The 16,021-nt window shown below is 35.2% G+C and carries 13 protein-coding genes; 6 read left to right on the top strand and 7 right to left on the bottom strand.

What is annotated here, in order from left to right:
- The first annotated feature begins 389 nt into the window (after positions 1-389).
- The 3 genes from EGH73_RS04075 to EGH73_RS04085 all read left to right on the top strand — a co-directional run bounded on the left by EGH73_RS04075 (position 390) and on the right by EGH73_RS04085 (position 3,137).
- Positions 390-1,295 carry an ABC transporter ATP-binding protein gene (locus EGH73_RS04075; RefSeq protein WP_123280807.1) on the top strand — a complete coding sequence of 302 codons (906 nt, stop codon included), beginning with the start codon at positions 390-392 and terminating at the stop codon, positions 1,293-1,295.
- A 139-nt stretch (positions 1,296-1,434) separates the two neighbouring features.
- Positions 1,435-2,745: an ABC transporter permease gene (locus EGH73_RS04080; protein ID WP_123280808.1), complete on the top strand. Its 1,311-nt coding sequence runs from the start codon at positions 1,435-1,437 to the stop codon at positions 2,743-2,745.
- A gap of 50 nt (positions 2,746-2,795) precedes the next feature.
- Positions 2,796-3,137 carry a hypothetical protein gene (locus EGH73_RS04085; protein WP_089770284.1) on the top strand — a complete coding sequence of 114 codons (342 nt, stop codon included), beginning with the start codon at positions 2,796-2,798 and terminating at the stop codon, positions 3,135-3,137.
- Between the two features lie 89 nt (positions 3,138-3,226).
- Here EGH73_RS04085 and EGH73_RS04090 read toward each other — a convergent pair whose 3' ends face one another.
- Positions 3,227-4,579: a DEAD/DEAH box helicase gene (locus EGH73_RS04090; protein ID WP_123280809.1), complete on the bottom strand. Its 1,353-nt coding sequence runs from the start codon at positions 4,577-4,579 to the stop codon at positions 3,227-3,229.
- Between the two features lie 193 nt (positions 4,580-4,772).
- Complete coding sequence (locus tag EGH73_RS04095) at positions 4,773-5,939, bottom strand: sensor histidine kinase (protein ID WP_123280810.1); 1,167 nt, start codon at positions 5,937-5,939, stop codon at positions 4,773-4,775.
- A gap of 126 nt (positions 5,940-6,065) precedes the next feature.
- On the opposite strand from EGH73_RS04095, the gene EGH73_RS04100 reads away from it, so the two are divergent.
- A complete protein-coding gene (locus tag EGH73_RS04100; protein WP_123280811.1) occupies positions 6,066-6,929 on the top strand; it encodes an aldose 1-epimerase family protein in 864 nt (287 codons plus the stop codon).
- A gap of 111 nt (positions 6,930-7,040) precedes the next feature.
- Here EGH73_RS04100 and EGH73_RS04105 read toward each other — a convergent pair whose 3' ends face one another.
- The gene (locus tag EGH73_RS04105) at positions 7,041-9,032 is read right to left on the bottom strand and encodes a S9 family peptidase (RefSeq protein ID WP_123280812.1); all 1,992 of its coding nucleotides are present in this window, start codon (positions 9,030-9,032) and stop codon (positions 7,041-7,043) included.
- A gap of 187 nt (positions 9,033-9,219) precedes the next feature.
- On the opposite strand from EGH73_RS04105, the gene secG reads away from it, so the two are divergent.
- Positions 9,220-9,561: a preprotein translocase subunit SecG gene (gene secG, locus EGH73_RS04110; protein WP_123280813.1), complete on the top strand. Its 342-nt coding sequence runs from the start codon at positions 9,220-9,222 to the stop codon at positions 9,559-9,561.
- A gap of 60 nt (positions 9,562-9,621) precedes the next feature.
- Here the strand turns inward: secG and EGH73_RS04115 are convergent, their stop codons facing one another.
- The 4 genes from EGH73_RS04115 to EGH73_RS04130 form a co-directional block, all read right to left on the bottom strand.
- Positions 9,622-10,209 carry an HD domain-containing protein gene (locus EGH73_RS04115; protein WP_123280814.1) on the bottom strand — a complete coding sequence of 196 codons (588 nt, stop codon included), beginning with the start codon at positions 10,207-10,209 and terminating at the stop codon, positions 9,622-9,624.
- A 9-nt stretch (positions 10,210-10,218) separates the two neighbouring features.
- Positions 10,219-10,911 carry a dipeptidase PepE gene (gene pepE / locus EGH73_RS04120; protein WP_123280815.1) on the bottom strand — a complete coding sequence of 231 codons (693 nt, stop codon included), beginning with the start codon at positions 10,909-10,911 and terminating at the stop codon, positions 10,219-10,221.
- A gap of 225 nt (positions 10,912-11,136) precedes the next feature.
- Positions 11,137-12,327 (bottom strand): hypothetical protein, encoded by a 1,191-nt coding sequence (locus tag EGH73_RS04125; protein WP_123280816.1) that lies wholly within the window; start codon positions 12,325-12,327, stop codon positions 11,137-11,139.
- Positions 12,328-12,356: 29 nt separating this feature from the next.
- Entirely contained in the window at positions 12,357-14,900 is a 2,544-nt protein-coding gene (locus EGH73_RS04130) for a TonB-dependent receptor domain-containing protein (protein ID WP_123280817.1), read from the bottom strand.
- Positions 14,901-15,185: 285 nt separating this feature from the next.
- Between EGH73_RS04130 and EGH73_RS04135 the strand changes: the two genes are divergently transcribed.
- Entirely contained in the window at positions 15,186-15,740 is a 555-nt protein-coding gene (locus tag EGH73_RS04135) for an L-threonylcarbamoyladenylate synthase (RefSeq protein WP_123280818.1), read from the top strand.
- Positions 15,741-16,021: the final 281 nt, after the last annotated feature.

Raw genomic sequence — 16,021 nt, forward strand, 5'->3', positions numbered from 1 at the left:
TTTTATCGGACAACAATGATTTTAAATTCGACTTTGGAATTTTGAACGCAAAGTCCGCAAAGATTTTTGAAATTATTGAAAACATTTTTAAGGTTAACGAATCATAAATTCATAGATTCCTTTAAAAATAATAAACTATGATATAAAGACGTTGGCGCTCATCAAAGAATTAATATCATATTTTGAATTTCGTATTCTGTAACATTTTTGTCTTTTTTAAACTAATTTTGTGAGGTTTAAAAAATCGTTGAAAAGAAAGACGAAACCTCAACATAGCCCCGATGGTAGCGGCATCCTTTTTTGCAAAAAAAGATATAGCGGACAGCGGGTTGGAATAGTGAACCGAAGGACCAATTTTGTTGCTCCTAAAAAAAATTAAAAAAATCTGTATGCTGAAAGCAGAAAATATCAAAAAAACATACAACACCGGGAAGAAAATTGCGCTGCAGGACTTTTCGATTGAAGTCCCAACTGCGAGTATCTATGGGCTTTTGGGTCCGAATGGCGCTGGAAAAACATCGTTTATCCGAATCATTAATCAAATCACTCAAGCGGATGAAGGAAATGTTTGGATTGATGGCGAAAAACTGAATCCGGAACATATCAAAAACATTGGTTATATGCCGGAAGAACGCGGTCTTTACAAGAATATGACGGTGGGCGACCAACTTTTATATTTTGGTGAACTGAAAGGAATGTCCCGACAAGAAGCGCTTTCGCAAGCGAAATTCTGGTTCGAGCAACTGAATATCGACCAATGGTGGAAGAAAAAACTGAGTGAACTTTCCAAAGGGATGGCGCAGAAAATTCAGTTTGTGGTAACGGTTCTGCATCGTCCGAAATTATTGATTCTGGATGAGCCTTTTTCGGGTTTTGACCCTGTGAATGCGAATCTTATTAAAGACCAAATCATCCGATTGAAAAATGAGGGAACGACAATCATCCTGTCAACACACCGAATGGAAAGTGTGGAGGAAATGTGTGATTTTGTAGCATTGATTAATAATTCTAAAAAAGTTCTGGACGGGAAAGTTTTTGATGTTCGAGAACAGTTTAAACAAAATGTTTTCTCTGTGGTTCTATCGGATGTGAATTCTGAAAATCTGGAGGAACTGACGAGAAAATATCAAATCGAAAATCTGGGAACGGCAAATGGTCTTTTCAATTTTGAGTTGAAAAATACAGAGAATCAAAATGTTCTGCTTCAAGACCTTCTGAAAACGGGAACGATACGAACCTTCAACGAGAAAATCCCGAGTATGAATGAGGTCTTCATTAATGCAGTGAAGTCATAAAATCAATTTTTTCCCCGACCCTAAAGGGAGAATTGATTTTCTTCAAATGGAGGATTGATTTTCTTCGCTCCCTTTACGGTTGGGGAAACGAAGAAAATCAAAATACTTTTTACTTAATACAGTTTACTTTTTACAATAAATGAAAAATATATTCCTCATAACGAAAAGAGAATTCCTGACGCAGGTTAAGAAAAAATCTTTTATTATCCTGACACTTTTGGCGCCGCTTATGATTATTGGTTTTGGCGCTCTGATTGGTTTTATGTTTAAAGCCAACGAAGCAGAATACAAGTTTGAAGTGGTTGACAAAAGCGGGATTTTTGCTGGTCAATTGAAATCAACGAAAGATATCACTTACACTTTTGTGCCAACTAATACGGAAAATGCTTTGGTTAAAAACCTGAAAGAACTGAAAGGCTCGGACGGAATCCTCATCATTCCGGAACTGAAAGACAAGAATTTTGATGCTTTGGAAAGTGGAACAAAATTACTGACTAATAAGAAAATTGGTGTTGACACGAAAGTTTCTATTTCTTCTGACCTAAGCAATATTTTGAAAAAAGAGAAAATCAAAATGCTCGGAATCTCCGAAGACAGAATCGTGAATCTTGATAAAAGCTTCAAGATCATTTCTCAAAATGTAACGGAAAGTGACCGACCAGAAAGTGATATGGCTTTCGGCATCAAAACCGCGTTGAGTTTTGGGTTGATGTATGTGGTTTTTATGTTCATCATTATTTACGGTGTTCGTGTGATGCGAAGTGTTTTGGAAGAGAAAAACAACCGTGTTGTGGAAATTATCATCTCGTCTGTAAAACCATTTGAACTGATGATGGGAAAAATCTTGGGTGTGACTTTGGTGGCTCTGACACAGTTTATCGTTTGGATTGCGATGACGGTAACCGCAGCAATATTCCTAAATACAGGTTTCTCTGCGATGCAGAAAAATTTGCCCGCCGGACAAGAGGAAGCGATGAAAAATTTGGACATCCAGCAGATGGCGACAGAAATTTCTCATATTCTTTTGGATATGAATTATGTAGGAATCATCGGGGTTTTTGTGTTCTTCTTTTTGTTCGGCTATATCTTTTACAGCTCGATGTACGCAGCGATTGGAAGTGCAGTTGATAATGAAACCGAGACTCAACAGTTCACAATGTTTGCTATTGTTCCATTAATGCTGGGACTTTACGGAAGTTTTACTATTATGAATAATCCAGATGGACCGATGGCTTTTTGGCTGTCGATTATTCCATTTACTTCGCCAGTTGCGATGATTGCGAGAATTCCGTTCGGTGTTCCGCTTTGGGAGATTTTGTTATCGATTTTCCTTTTGATTGCTTCTACTCTACTGATGGTTTTTATTGCTGCAAAAATATATAGAGTTGGGATTCTGATGTATGGAAATAAAGCGACTTTGAAGGAGATTTGGAAGTGGATTAGAAGTTGATTTCGATATCAAATTAATTTTCATTTTATTTGTAGGAAAATTAATATCAAATGATTAGAATTCACACAAAAAGGAAATTAAGCTTTTCAAATCCAAAAGGAGATGATTCAGTTTCAGAAATAAAAATCAAAAATAAACTAATTGAAGTTGAAACTAAGGAACAGAAAAAACCTCTTTACTTAGTAATGCAAAGTATTTGGTTTAAAGCAATTGAAATTGGGGAAAAGACTGAAGAATATAGGGATGGAACAGATTTTTACAAATCTAGGCTTTGTAATCGAGACAAAACAGGAAAAATCTTAAGTTATAAAAATTACAAGACTGCGATACTTCAAGAAGGTTATCATAAAGGTGCAAAACGTTTAATAATTGAAGTAAAAAAATTGAATTAAAAAAAGACTTCACTATTCACTTGGGTCAAATTATAGAACGACAAAATTTCTAATAAAAGAAAGAGATTCCAAAATTGGAATCTCTTTCTTTATTTCTTTCTCTTAGCTTTAGATTTTGCTTTCTGCTGAGCTCTGTTCGCACCAAACTTCTTCGGTGCTTTTCGCTTGCTTGGTCCGCCAAGATTGATTTTCTTGTTCTTGTCTTTTTTCTCGTGGAAAGCAGATTCGCCTTCGTTGAGTTTGGCTGTAGTGAGGAATTTCATTTTCACTTCGTCCTGCTCAGAAGCAATTTTGACTTTCGAAATGGTTACTTCTTCTGGAAAAGTAGATTTTGCAATTTCTTTGTCCATCAAGAGTTCGATGTCCAGAAGTTGTGCTTCTTCTTTTTTGGTGTAGAAGGTCACTGCAATTCCGTCCTTGTCTGCACGACCGGTTCTACCGATTCTATGGATGTATTGCTCCGGAACTTCTGGAACTTCGAAGTTGAAAACGTGCGAAATATCCGGAATATCCAAACCTCTCGCCATAATATCTGTGGTAATCACGCCACGCAATTCTTCATTACTGAATTCCTGCATTACTCTTAATCTGAAATTCTGAGATTTATTGGAATGAATGACTCCAAACTCATCCGGAAACTCAACATTTAATTTATCAAAAATTAAATCCGCGTGTTTTTTATTATTAGCGAAAATCAAGATTTTCTCAAGATTATCTTCGGTTTTAAGAAGATGAATTAATAAGTTCAATTTGGTATTGAAATTATCTACAGGAATCGCAGATTGCGCAATTTTTTCCAAAGGTGTTCCTGACCTTGCCAAGGAAATCTCGATTGGAGAAGCGAAATATTCATTTAGGATTTCGTCTAGAGCTTCGGTCATCGTTGCTGAGAAAAGAATGTTTTGCCTTTTCTCTTTCATCATTTCGAAAATATGAGTCAGTTGCGGACGGAAACCTAGATTCAGCATTTCGTCGAATTCATCAATGATTAATTTATTAACTTCTCTTAGAGAAATCGCATTATCAATCGACAAATCCATTACACGACCAGGCGTTCCAACCAAAATGTCGCATCCTTCATTGAACAGCAATTTCTGCGTATTGATATTCTTTCCACCATAAACGCCGATAACTCTTGCAGTGATATTTTCCGTCAGTTTTTCAAGAACTTCTGTCACCTGAACTACCAATTCTCTTGTCGGAACGAGAACCAAAACCGTTGGATTTCCCGTTTTGTTATATTTCCAAGTTTTGAGAACAGGAAGCAGATAAGCCAAAGTTTTTCCGGTTCCGGTCTGTGCAATTCCCATCACATCACGACCTGAAAGAATCGGTTTCAAACTTTTTTCCTGAATCGGAGTCGGTTCAAATAAATCTAAATCGGCTAGAACATCAAGAATCTTTTCCGGTAAATCGAAATCTGCAAAAGTGGTCTTATTCATTTTGCAAAGATATGGATTTTGAAATCAAGCTTTTGAATAACTTTTTATTAAGAATTTAATTACACGCAGCCCGGCTTGAGCGGAAATCCTTTTTACGCAACGAAGTGAAGTGAAAAGATTGACTTCGTCGAACCTAAAGGTTTGGGAGCGGAAGGCGGATTAAGCTGCCCAAATCATAAAATTAATTAGAAGATTATTTCTGCTCTTCCTTCAAAATAATCCTAAAAGTCGTTCCTTTTCCAAGCTCGGAACTTGCAATTCGAACTTCGCCATTATGATATTCCGACACTACTCTTTTCGTCAAAGATAATCCTAAACCCCAACCCCGTTTTTTGGTAGAAAATCCAGGTTTGAAAGCATTTCGGATTTGTTGTTTGGTCATTCCGCAACCTGTATCGGTCACGTCAATATAGACATTTTTGTTCTTTTTATAAAGTGACAATTCCAGTTTCCCTTCGCCTTTCATTGCATCTACTGCATTTTTTACGAGATTTTCAATCACCCAGCTCATCAGAATCCGGCTGTGTGGCACCAAAACCGGCTCGTATGTTTTTCTCAACATAAAATTGACCTTTGTTGAAATTCTTTTTTTTAGGTAATCAAAGTTTTGCTGAATTGTTGTATTGATATCAAGATCCGTCAGTTCGGGAATGGAACCTATTTTAGAAAAACGTTCGGAAATGGTTTTGAGACGATTGACGTCCATCTCCAGTTCTTTTACGCCTAAACTATTTTCATCTTCCAGCTTCATAATTTCTACCCAACCAATCATTGATGACAAGGGCGTTCCAATCTGATGTGCGGTTTCTTTTGCAAGACCAGCCCAAACGAAACCTTCGTCGGTTTTTTTAAGTGTTCTCAGAAACCAAAAAGAAAAAAGCAAATAGGCGCCGATGAACAAGGCTAAAATGTATGGATAATAGCGAAAATAATTCAGCAAATCTGAGTTATCATAATATATATACTGATTTTGACCGGACGGCAGTTCTACAACGAAAGGCTCATAAGAATTCTCCATTTTGCTGATCAGGTTTTTCAGCTTTATAGAGTCTTGTTCTATATTCGGAGGAATATTAGCTTGGAAAATCGGATTTTTCTTTTTGTCTGTTACTACTATCGGAAGATTGGTATTATCCTGCATCACAGCAAGATACAACTCTTGGATTTTCGGATCGGCAGAAATTTCGTCGTCTGTGTAAGCCTTTAGCGCTGTCGCAATCAGATTGATTTTCTGAATCTCCTGTTTACGCAATTGATCTATCATCAGGAAAGATGAAACTGAAATTCCAAAGACTATAGCAGTCATTATAAAATATACGACCCAGCTATTGATGCGTTTCAGAAAATTAAGACCTTTCATTATTGCTTATTAAACGGCAATTTAGGAATTTATTATATAAAAATTAAATGTTAGATTTTAGAGATTAGATATCAGCGTAAAATTTGAAGATTAATATTGATATTTGTATCAACATAAATTATAAAAATGATAACAATTCAAAATAATAAACTAAAAGCTACTTTTAAAGAATTAGGAGCAGAATTAACATCTCTTATCAATCTAGAAAACGGAAAAGAAATAATGTGGGAAGGCAATCCTGATTTCTGGGGCGGACAAAGTCCTGTTCTTTTTCCAACTGTCGGCGCTTTGAAAAATGAACAATATATTTTTGAAGGTAAAACTTATGAATTGCCTCGCCACGGTTTTGCAAGAAGACGCGTTTTTGAAATCAAAAATTCTTCTGAAAACGAAGTTATTTTTGAATTAAAATCTGATGGAGAATCTTTGAAAATTTATCCTTTCGAATTCAGTTTGGAAATCAAATATACTTTGGTTGAGAATAAACTGACGGTTTCTTATCAAGTCAAAAATCTATCGGAAAAGGAAATGTATTTTTCACTAGGCGCACATCCGGGATTCGCAATTGATACAAAAAATGGATTAAGTTATAATGATTATGAAATTGTTTTTTCTGATGATGAAAAACTAGAAATCCATCCTTTAGTTGATAATCTTATCAGCAACGAAACCGAAACGATTGAACTAGAAAATAAAACGTTGCCTTTGTCTTATGAATTATTCTCAAAAGATGCATTGGTAATGACTACAATGAAAAGCAGAGAATTGATTCTGAGAAATCATAAAAATACAGATAAAGTAATTTTCACTTTCTCTAATTTTCCTTATTTCGGAATTTGGGCAGCTAAAAATGCGGATTTTGTTTGCCTAGAACCTTGGCAAGGCATTGCAGATTTGGAAAACCATAATCAGGAATTGACGAAGAAATTTGGGATTTTGAAATTGGAGAAGAATCAAGATTGGATAGCTGATTGGGCGGTTGAAATTTAGTAATTTTTATCGCAAAGTCGCAAAAAAACCTTTAATATTATTTGAAAAGTCGCAAAGAAAAACCCTTTCAGAGTTTTGAACTCTGAAAGGGTTTCTTATTAGATTTTGATTCTACAACGTTTCTTTCAGCCAATCAAAAAATTCTCTTTGCCAAACCAAACCGTTTTGAGGATGTAAAACCCAGTGGTTTTCGTTCGGGAAGTAGAGAAATTTCGTTTTAAGACCTTTCAGTTTTGCCGCTTGGAAAGCTTCCTGACCTTGCTCATAAGGAACACGGAAATCTATTCCGCCCTGGATCACCATAATTGGCTTGTTCCATTTGTCCACAAAATTACTCGGATTGAATTCGGAATAAGCTTTCGGAGTCGGCTTATGCCAATAGCTTCCACCTAAATCCCAATTAGCAAACCAAAGTTCTTCAGTGGTTCCATACCAAGATTTCATATCAAACAATCCGTCGTGTGCAATAAATGTTTTGAATCTATTCTCGTGAACACCTGCCAACATAAACACAGAATATCCACCGTAACTTGCGCCAACCGCCGCTACTCTATCTCCGTCAACATAAGGTAACGTTTTGGCAAAATCTGTTGCTGACAAATAATCTCTAATCGGTTGTCCGCCCCAATCACCACTGATTTCTTCGTTCCATTTTACACCCCAGCCTGGCATTCCGCGTCTATTTGGTGCGACTACGATATAACCGTTTGCAGCCATCAAAGCGAAATTCCATCTTGTGGAGAAAAACTGTGTGAGTGCAGATTGCGGTCCTCCTTGACAATAAACCAAAGTTGGATATTTTTTGTTCGGGTCAAAATTTGGTGGATAATGGAACCAAACGCCCATTTCTTTTCCATCCGTTGTTTTTACCATTTTCAGTTCAGATTTTCCAGGAATTAATTTTGAGTAATTCTCTTTATTGATATCAGTAATCTGCTTCAAAGAACCTTTAGCATCAACCTCGAACAAATCTGCATTGTGATTGATATCCGTTTTTGTGACCCAAAGTTTGCCTTTGTTCTCCAAAACCACATCATTGATATCGAAATCGCCTTTTGTGATTTGTTTTACGGTTTTGTTTTTCACATCGACTGAGAACAATTGTTTAGTTCCTCTGAAAGCTGAAGTGAAATAAATTAATTTGGAATCCGAAGCCCATTTTACATCGCCCGTTACACTTTCGTCCCAAGCTTTGGTCAAATTGGTTTTTGATTTGGATTTCCAATCCATAATTACGATATCATTTTTGTCCGCTTCATAACCTTCTCTTTCCATTGAATTCCAAAGCAGGAATTTCCCGTCATTACTGAATTTAGGATTCACATCGTAACCCATCATTCCTTCCGTTAAATTCGTAGTTTTTCCGGAAGCCAGATTGTAAGCGAAAATATCGGTGTTGGTGCTTTGAGCATATTCGGCACCTGATTTTGCCTTAGTCACATAAAGCAATTCCGAAGAATCCGGACTCCAAACGAAATCTTCTGCACCACCAAATGGTTTCTGTGGTGAATCAAACGTCTTTCCTTCTAACAAGTCTTTCGCTTTATCCACAGATTCTGAAACATTAATCACAAAAACGTGATTGTAAGAACCTTCGTTCCAAGCATCCCAATGACGGTGGTTGAGGTCTGTATAAATCTGAGCTGTTGTTTTTGGCAAGTCTTTGTATTTGTCTTTTCCTAAAAGATTTTCTACCAAAACTTGTTTACTAAATGCGATTTTTTTAGCATCAGGAGAAATTACAATATTATCAACTTCGCCAATGTCATAAAATTCTGTCCAAGTTTTCCCAGAGTCTTTTGACAAGAAAATTTTATTATTTTCTAAAGCATAAATTCCATTTTTATCCCATTGGATTAGACTTTTCTTTCCCAAATCAATTTTGGTTGATTGTCCGGAAGCATTAAGCCAAAAAGCTTCGGAATTTGATTTTTCTGTTTTAAGGTCTGTTTTGCTGATTTTGTAAATCAAAGAAGATTGATCCGGAGAAACGGACTGAACCCCAAGTCGGTTTAGGGTCCACATGATTTCCGGTGTCATTACCTGTTGTGCATTCATCATAAAAGGTGCTGCTGTTGCAACAAGAATATGTTTTAGTTTCATTAATAATAATTTAAAAACTTAGCGAAGGTATTAAATATTGCCGTAACTGTAACAATGAGTAATTTCATCTATTTAAATTCTCTCATCAACGAAAACCATGTTGTGAAGTTTCTTAAGAAATAAGTTTTTATTTATTGATTTATAATCATTATATTTGCGCTTCAAAATTTATTATCAAGACAATACTATGAGCACAATATTTACGCTATTTATGATTCTAATTATCATCGCTAGCATTTTATTAGTTATCATCATTATGGCGCAAAATCCAAAAGGAGGCGGACTTTCCGGAACCTTTGGAGGAGCTTCTTCTGCAACATTTGGGGTTCAGAGAACCAATGATTTCATGGAAAAAGCAACCTGGACTCTGGGAACTGTCATTGTAGTTTTAATTTTGCTTAGCATTATTCTTACGGGAAAACCATCCCAAACTTTACCAACAATGCCAGCTCCGGTAAAAAGCGAAGCTCCTGCAAAACAGGCTCCTGCTAACACGGCACCTGCAACGCAGATGCCCACAACTAATTAATCAAAAATATTTATCGATAAGCAAAACGCTTCCAATATTGGAAGCGTTTTTTGTATTGTTTCAAGAAAATTTTTTCTCATCAAAACATTTTTTCATCAATAATTGGAAACAATCTCCCATGTCATCTGAAGCTCTGCAAATGGCATTTTCTAACATATTTCTAACCTGCTTTTCTGTAACCCCAGCTTCTGTCCAGCTTTTACCAGATGTGTATGTATTTAGAATAAAGGGCATCATCCTATCAATAGCACAAGCAAAAATAGCATCGGGTGTTTCTTCTTCTTCAAATTCTATCCAAAGATTATAAAACTCTGAAGACAATGGTTCATCCAAAATCCCGAATATTTTTTTAGCTGCTAATTTCTCTCTTTCAAACTTGCCTTTCATTCCTTCTTCATCGAAAAGGAAAGTATCGCCAGCATCTATCTCTACCAAGTCGTGAATGGACAACATTCTGATAACTCTCAACAAATTAATTTCTGTATTGTTTTTGGCATAAGGAAAAAGAATCTGAGCTAATATGATGATCTGCCAGCTGTGTTCCGCAGTGTTTTCTCTTCTGGAATCGTCTGCGTTATAATTTCTCCTCTGTACATTTTTCAAAGCATCTACTGCCAAGATAAAATCTATTTCTTTTTGGATTTTCATATTAATTTTTTATAATTCTGTTCCAGATTGTACTTCGTAAGGCTCTTTTCCTTTTTCAAAGATTCTTGTGAGTTCTGAACCTTCGACAGTGATTTTGTCATTGATTCTTCTAATCCAGTTACCTTCTCTCAGTCCAACCACTTTGATATCATTTTGAGTCAGGAATTCTTTGATTCTGGTTTCTCTTGTTTCTCCGTTGTTTTTGATTTCTGGATTTGGGTCGAGGTAATGTGGATTGATATTGAACGGCACTAATCCCATACAATCGAAGCTTGGTGGATAGACGATGGGCATATCGTTGGTCGTTTTCATATTGATTCCGCCGATGTTGCTTCCCGCACTACAACCAAGGTATGGTTTTCCTGATTCTACATTTTGCTTCAAAACATTCATTAAGCCTAATTCGTGCAGCGTTTTTACTAAAAGAAATGTGTTGCCACCGCCTGTGAAAAAAGCTTTGCCTGAATTAATCGCTTCTTTTTTATCATCAAAATCGTGAAGACCTCTAACATTGATATTAATTGTCGCAAAAAATTCTTTTGCTTTGGCTGTATAATCTTCGTGGGAGATTCCGCCTGGTCTTGCAAAGGGAATGAATATTAACTCATTAATACCATTAAAAAGACTCTGAAGTTCTGGCTTGAGATATTCTAAATATTGACCACCGAAAAGTGTGGATGTGGATGCGAGGATGATGTTCATTGGTTGATGTTATGATTTGATTGCAACAAATTTCGGAAAATGTTTTGTTTTTTGAATGCTCCAGACGCTAGAATATAACTTATTAGCTGATACAATATTATTTCCAGGTGCAAGAATATAACTTACGGAAGCTCCAATATTAAATAAAAAACCTGCAGAGGACCTGCAGGTTCAAAAAATTTTTTGATTGATATGAAGAAAAAAGAATTTTTCTAGATTAGGATTTTACAATCCTGCCCATCCGTTTGCCCAAGATGGTGTAGATGTACCGCTACCTGCCCCAGTTGCATTAGCATTTTCTGTATAAGTTCCTTCAGCAGCTGGCTGTGCTGTAGATCCAGATGCAGAAGCAATTGTCACAGCTTTTGTAATTACATTATCGAATTTGATATTTGTAAATTTGTTTTTACCATTAAGTAAAGCAATAGACTCATCGTGTTGAATTGTAATGGCATTAGCCCATCCTGAAAAAACGATATTATCTAATGTTGCACTAGTTCCTTCTCTGAAGATGTTTGTTCCTACACCTTCTGTATCACTAGTTGTATATCCAATAAACGTTGCGTTCTTGATTGTAGGATTTGATAATGGTGAAGCAGATCTGTTTTTTGAATTGTTATCAGCTTCAATTCCTCTGTTTCCTACAGTTGCAGACGTTCTTTTTGTGAAGATGTTTGTAGCAGTACCATTCCAACCTTCTGTCCAGTCCAAAGCGTCATCATCATTATTAACAGAAACGATATTACTAACATTAACAGTTCCTCCAAAGAACTCGATACCATCATCTGCACCATCTATAACTGATACACCATCAATTTTTGTTTTGTTTCCAACACCAAATAAAGAAAGACCATTATATTCTTTAGTATCGTTGAATCTCGCACCAGCATATCTTATTTGTGTATAAGTAATAACTCCACTATCATCATCTGCAATTGCACCTCCGTATGTTAAATTTGCAACTTCTGATGTTGCAGATCCACCTGCTGTAGCACTAGCATTAATCGGTGCTTTCCCACAGATTACGATACCACCCCAATCTGCTTTTTTAGCAGTTGTAGAAGAGAAAACTACCGGACTAGAAGCTGTACCGTTGATATAAATTTTACCTCCTTGTGCTACAGCAACGTATGTAGATGTTCCACCAACACAATTGATTTTAGTTCCTGCAGGGATAGTCAATTCAGCTCCATTATTTACGATAACAGCACCTGTCATTGTGTAAGTTTTTGTAGCATCAAGAACCAATTTATCTCCTGAGTTAAGAGCAACTTTGAAATTGTTTGGGTCGATATTTACATTGCTTGGGTTAGGAACAACTTCTGTATCATCGTCAGACGAACAAGAATTGAAAACTGTAACTGTCGTTAAAGATAATGTGCAGATAATAATTGCACTTGAAAAAAACTTTTTCATTTCGATTTATTTTTATAGATTGATTTATATTAAAATTTGTATCCTACATTGACTCCGATAATTTGTCCTCTTTTGAAATTGTAGGTTTCTGAGTTTAGTAAATTTTGCTGTACTCTTTTGATTTCAGGATTTAGAAGGTTTTTGAGAGAGATGCCAAAATCTATATTGTTTTTGAATCTTAGTTTGGCTGTAAAATCTAACATATTGATAGGTTTCTGTTCTATATTACCACTTCCCAAGGATCCAATTGAATATATATAACTTCCTACATAAGAATAAGAGGCTACCAAATCCAACTCGCTTCCGCTATTCCATTTATGATTAAGTCCTAAATTGGCATTACCTACAAAATCTGCTGCACCTTGCAACTTATCTTCTTTGGTGTCAAAACTTACAGTAAATAAACTATTTCCTGAAAGTGGATTATAGGTATCTTTTGCCACCTTATCTGCATCTAATTCTGCTTTAGAATTCATATAGGTTGCGTTGATGAATGTGTAAAGCTTTGAACCATTACCAAAGTTGAAAATGTCTTTTCTAATTTCTGCTTCTATCCCATATACATAAGCCCAATCACCAGCATTAAGATAAGATAAGAATTGATCCGAAGAATTGATAAGTGTTCTGGAAATAGGATTTTGAATGTATTTTCCGAAACCAGATAATGAAATAACTTCACCTGATTTTGGGAAATATTCCCATTTTAAATCTAAATTGTTATTATCTGAAGGTTTTAAGTAGTAATTACCTTGTGTAGTTTCTGTAACATCAACATAGATGTAAGGTGCCATTTCTTTTAGCTGTGGTAAAGTATAAGTTCTGGAAGCAGCTAACCTAATGTTTTGTTTATCGTTTATAGAATATTTTAAATTGAAAGCAGGCAAGAATTTGTTGTATACTTTTTCAATTTCGTTGATTGGCGTATAGTAGTTAACGTTCCACTCTATGAATTGTTTAACACGATCATATCTAACACCTAACTGTGCCATAAATTTATCCGAAAATTTGTAATCTATATTTGCAAACCCAGAATTAACATCCTGATTACCATTATAAATTATAGGTTGTAATTCTGTTGAAAGCCCAAAACTACTTGTAATGTCAAAAAAACCTTTTGCATAATTATAAGAATTGAAAATAGCATCAACATTATTTGGATCTGTTATTCTAATAGGGTCAGAAACATCATTTCTCCATTTGAAATCCATTTGTCTAGACAAGAATTTTCTTTCTTTGAAACGTCCTTGATAACCTGCTGCAATTTTTGCTTGATCATTCAAGTTATAATTAAGCGTTAGATTACCTGTATATTCCTTATCATCCAAGTTATCAAAATAACGGTTGTTGAGTCCTGATTCTCTAGTTGCACTATAAGAACCATCCCCATTACTTACTAAAGTATTAGTAATTCTATCAGGTCTTTGGCTATTAAGATAATTGTAGCCCGCTATCCAGTTGATTGAGAATTTATCTGTCAGTTTATGATCTCCACCTAATTGATTAACTAATGTATTAGTTACTTTATAGTCCGCTCTTCTTACGTAGGCACCGCCATCTTCTGCATAATCTCTGATTTTCCCTTCATAGATTTTAGCCTCTTGATTGGTAGAATGGATGTAGTTTGTAATCCACTTCAATTGATGATTAGAATTTATTTTGTAGAACAAATTCAACATTCCTGTCGTATTGGTTGTGTAAGAATATTTTTGAACTTTATTATATTCTTTAAACATTGTTTCTCTACCAAATTGGCCTTCAGAACCTTCTCTGTAAGTAAAATCATTATTGAATCCAGCATAAGCATAGGTATTAAGTCTACCTTGTTCACCTAATTTGAAAGATTTACCAGCTTGCAAATTCAAACCTGTATTAATCGGCATTGTCATAGAAGGACCAAATGCATCTTTGAAGTTCCAACTCGTTTTATAGTTATAAGCAGCAAGAGCATTAGCTGGAACTTTCTGAACTTTGGTTCCAAAGTAATTAGGCCCATCTTGCAATAAGAATTTATCTGTTTTAGAATTTTGAAGGTTATAACCACTCTCCATTCCCAATGTAATAAAACCCTTACCAGAATATTCTTTAGAAACAATATTGATATTTGCACCACCAAAATCACCTAATAATCTTGGATTAAAAACTTTTTCTAGAGAGATATAATCAATGATATCAGTTTTCAGTAATGACAAATCAATGTTTTTATTTTCTGGATCATCTGACGGAATTGGCAGACCGTTCATTGTAGTTGCATTATAACGGTCTAAAAGTCCACGTACAGAAATAGTGTTACCACCTTCTTGTTTTACTGTTCCAGTAGCTTTGGTAACAGCAGTAGCAACATCACCAACTCCTTGTTTGGATAATTGGGCTGCACCTACTCTTTCTATAATCTCAGCTGATTTTCTCTGAGTCGCGATAATGTTGGATTCGCTGCTTTTTTTAGTGTTTCCGATGATTTTAACTTCGTCGATTTTCTTTTCACCCTTCAGAGTATCTTGGGTATTTTGTGCCAACAAAAGAGACATTGGCATACAAAGAAACAAAGCACTAATGCTTATGGTTTTTGCTTTCATTTTTTTCTTTCCTTTTTCTTCGTTGCCAAAGAAATGATATGAAAAGCAATCTGAATGTATAGGAATTTTTAAATATTCTTTAACTTGCTATTAAGAAAAATCATATTATGTTAAATGAAGTTTAACAGGTTAATACTTTTTAAAAATCTGTTCATTATTTGTTAAATTTGCAATAGATAATTTTATATGTAAAAATCATTAAAAATAGACAAACCCTCTGATATCAAGGTTTTACAGTTTTAATTAACAATTAACATTAGAAAATTCCCAAAATCGACACTCAAAATGGATTTTACACAAGCACTAGAAATATTACAATCTGGCGGAACGATACTTTACCCTACAGATACCATATGGGGAATCGGTTGTGATGCGACCAATCCGGAGGCCATCAAAAAAATATTTGACATCAAAAAAAGAGAGCAAAACAAGTCTCTTATTATATTAGTGGAGTCCGAAAAAAGACTGCAGGATTTGGTGGACGTACCGGAAATGGCTTGGCAAATCATCGACCTCAGCGAGAAACCGGTGACCATAGTTTATGAAAATCCGAAGAATCTTCCCAAAGAATTATTGGCAGAAGACGGAAGTGTCGGAATCAGAATTGTAAAAAATGACTACTGTAAAAAATTGATTTCGAAACTCAATAAACCTTTGGTTTCAACCTCAGCTAATTTGAGTGGACAAAAATCACCTATGAAATTCAGTGATATCTCTGAGGAAATCAAAAATTCGGTTGATTATATAGTAGAAGACAATCAGGATAAAGTTTCGGAATTTTCCGGTTCGTCTGTTATCAAAGTCTGGAACAACAACCAAATCAAAATCCTAAGAGAATAAAAAAACCGGCGGATGACCTTTTGCAAGACCATCCGCCGGAAAATAAACTATGAAAAAAAACTACTTTTTGTATTTACTCTAATCTCAAAAAGAATACCGCTCATATTTTCGTAGCAAAATGTCTGATTTTCAATAATTAAAATAAAATCAAAAGACAAAAAGTCTTAAAATTCATAAAAAATTGAATTTGATATTTTTAATACCTAAGACAAAATTTCGAAAAAACTTATCTTTGCGGATGATTAGCAAACTATGAAAGAGTTTATTATTCTATCAAAAGT

The sequence above is a fragment of the Epilithonimonas hominis genome (assembly GCF_003730015.1).
Taxonomy (GTDB): domain Bacteria; phylum Bacteroidota; class Bacteroidia; order Flavobacteriales; family Weeksellaceae; genus Epilithonimonas; species Epilithonimonas hominis.

What these genes read in the sequence shown, in the direction of transcription:
- EGH73_RS04075 (WP_123280807.1), top strand. Translation starts at nt 390, where the DNA reads ATGCTGAAAGCAGAAAATATCAAAAAAACATACAACACCGGGAAGAAA.
- EGH73_RS04080 (WP_123280808.1), top strand. Translation starts at nt 1,435, where the DNA reads ATGAAAAATATATTCCTCATAACGAAAAGAGAATTCCTGACGCAGGTT.
- EGH73_RS04085 (WP_089770284.1), top strand. Translation starts at nt 2,796, where the DNA reads ATGATTAGAATTCACACAAAAAGGAAATTAAGCTTTTCAAATCCAAAA.
- EGH73_RS04090 (WP_123280809.1), bottom strand. Translation starts at nt 4,579, where the DNA reads ATGAATAAGACCACTTTTGCAGATTTCGATTTACCGGAAAAGATTCTT.
- EGH73_RS04095 (WP_123280810.1), bottom strand. Translation starts at nt 5,939, where the DNA reads ATGAAAGGTCTTAATTTTCTGAAACGCATCAATAGCTGGGTCGTATAT.
- EGH73_RS04100 (WP_123280811.1), top strand. Translation starts at nt 6,066, where the DNA reads ATGATAACAATTCAAAATAATAAACTAAAAGCTACTTTTAAAGAATTA.
- EGH73_RS04105 (WP_123280812.1), bottom strand. Translation starts at nt 9,032, where the DNA reads ATGAAACTAAAACATATTCTTGTTGCAACAGCAGCACCTTTTATGATG.
- secG (WP_123280813.1), top strand. Translation starts at nt 9,220, where the DNA reads ATGAGCACAATATTTACGCTATTTATGATTCTAATTATCATCGCTAGC.
- EGH73_RS04115 (WP_123280814.1), bottom strand. Translation starts at nt 10,209, where the DNA reads ATGAAAATCCAAAAAGAAATAGATTTTATCTTGGCAGTAGATGCTTTG.
- pepE (WP_123280815.1), bottom strand. Translation starts at nt 10,911, where the DNA reads ATGAACATCATCCTCGCATCCACATCCACACTTTTCGGTGGTCAATAT.
- EGH73_RS04125 (WP_123280816.1), bottom strand. Translation starts at nt 12,327, where the DNA reads ATGAAAAAGTTTTTTTCAAGTGCAATTATTATCTGCACATTATCTTTA.
- EGH73_RS04130 (WP_123280817.1), bottom strand. Translation starts at nt 14,900, where the DNA reads ATGAAAGCAAAAACCATAAGCATTAGTGCTTTGTTTCTTTGTATGCCA.
- EGH73_RS04135 (WP_123280818.1), top strand. Translation starts at nt 15,186, where the DNA reads ATGGATTTTACACAAGCACTAGAAATATTACAATCTGGCGGAACGATA.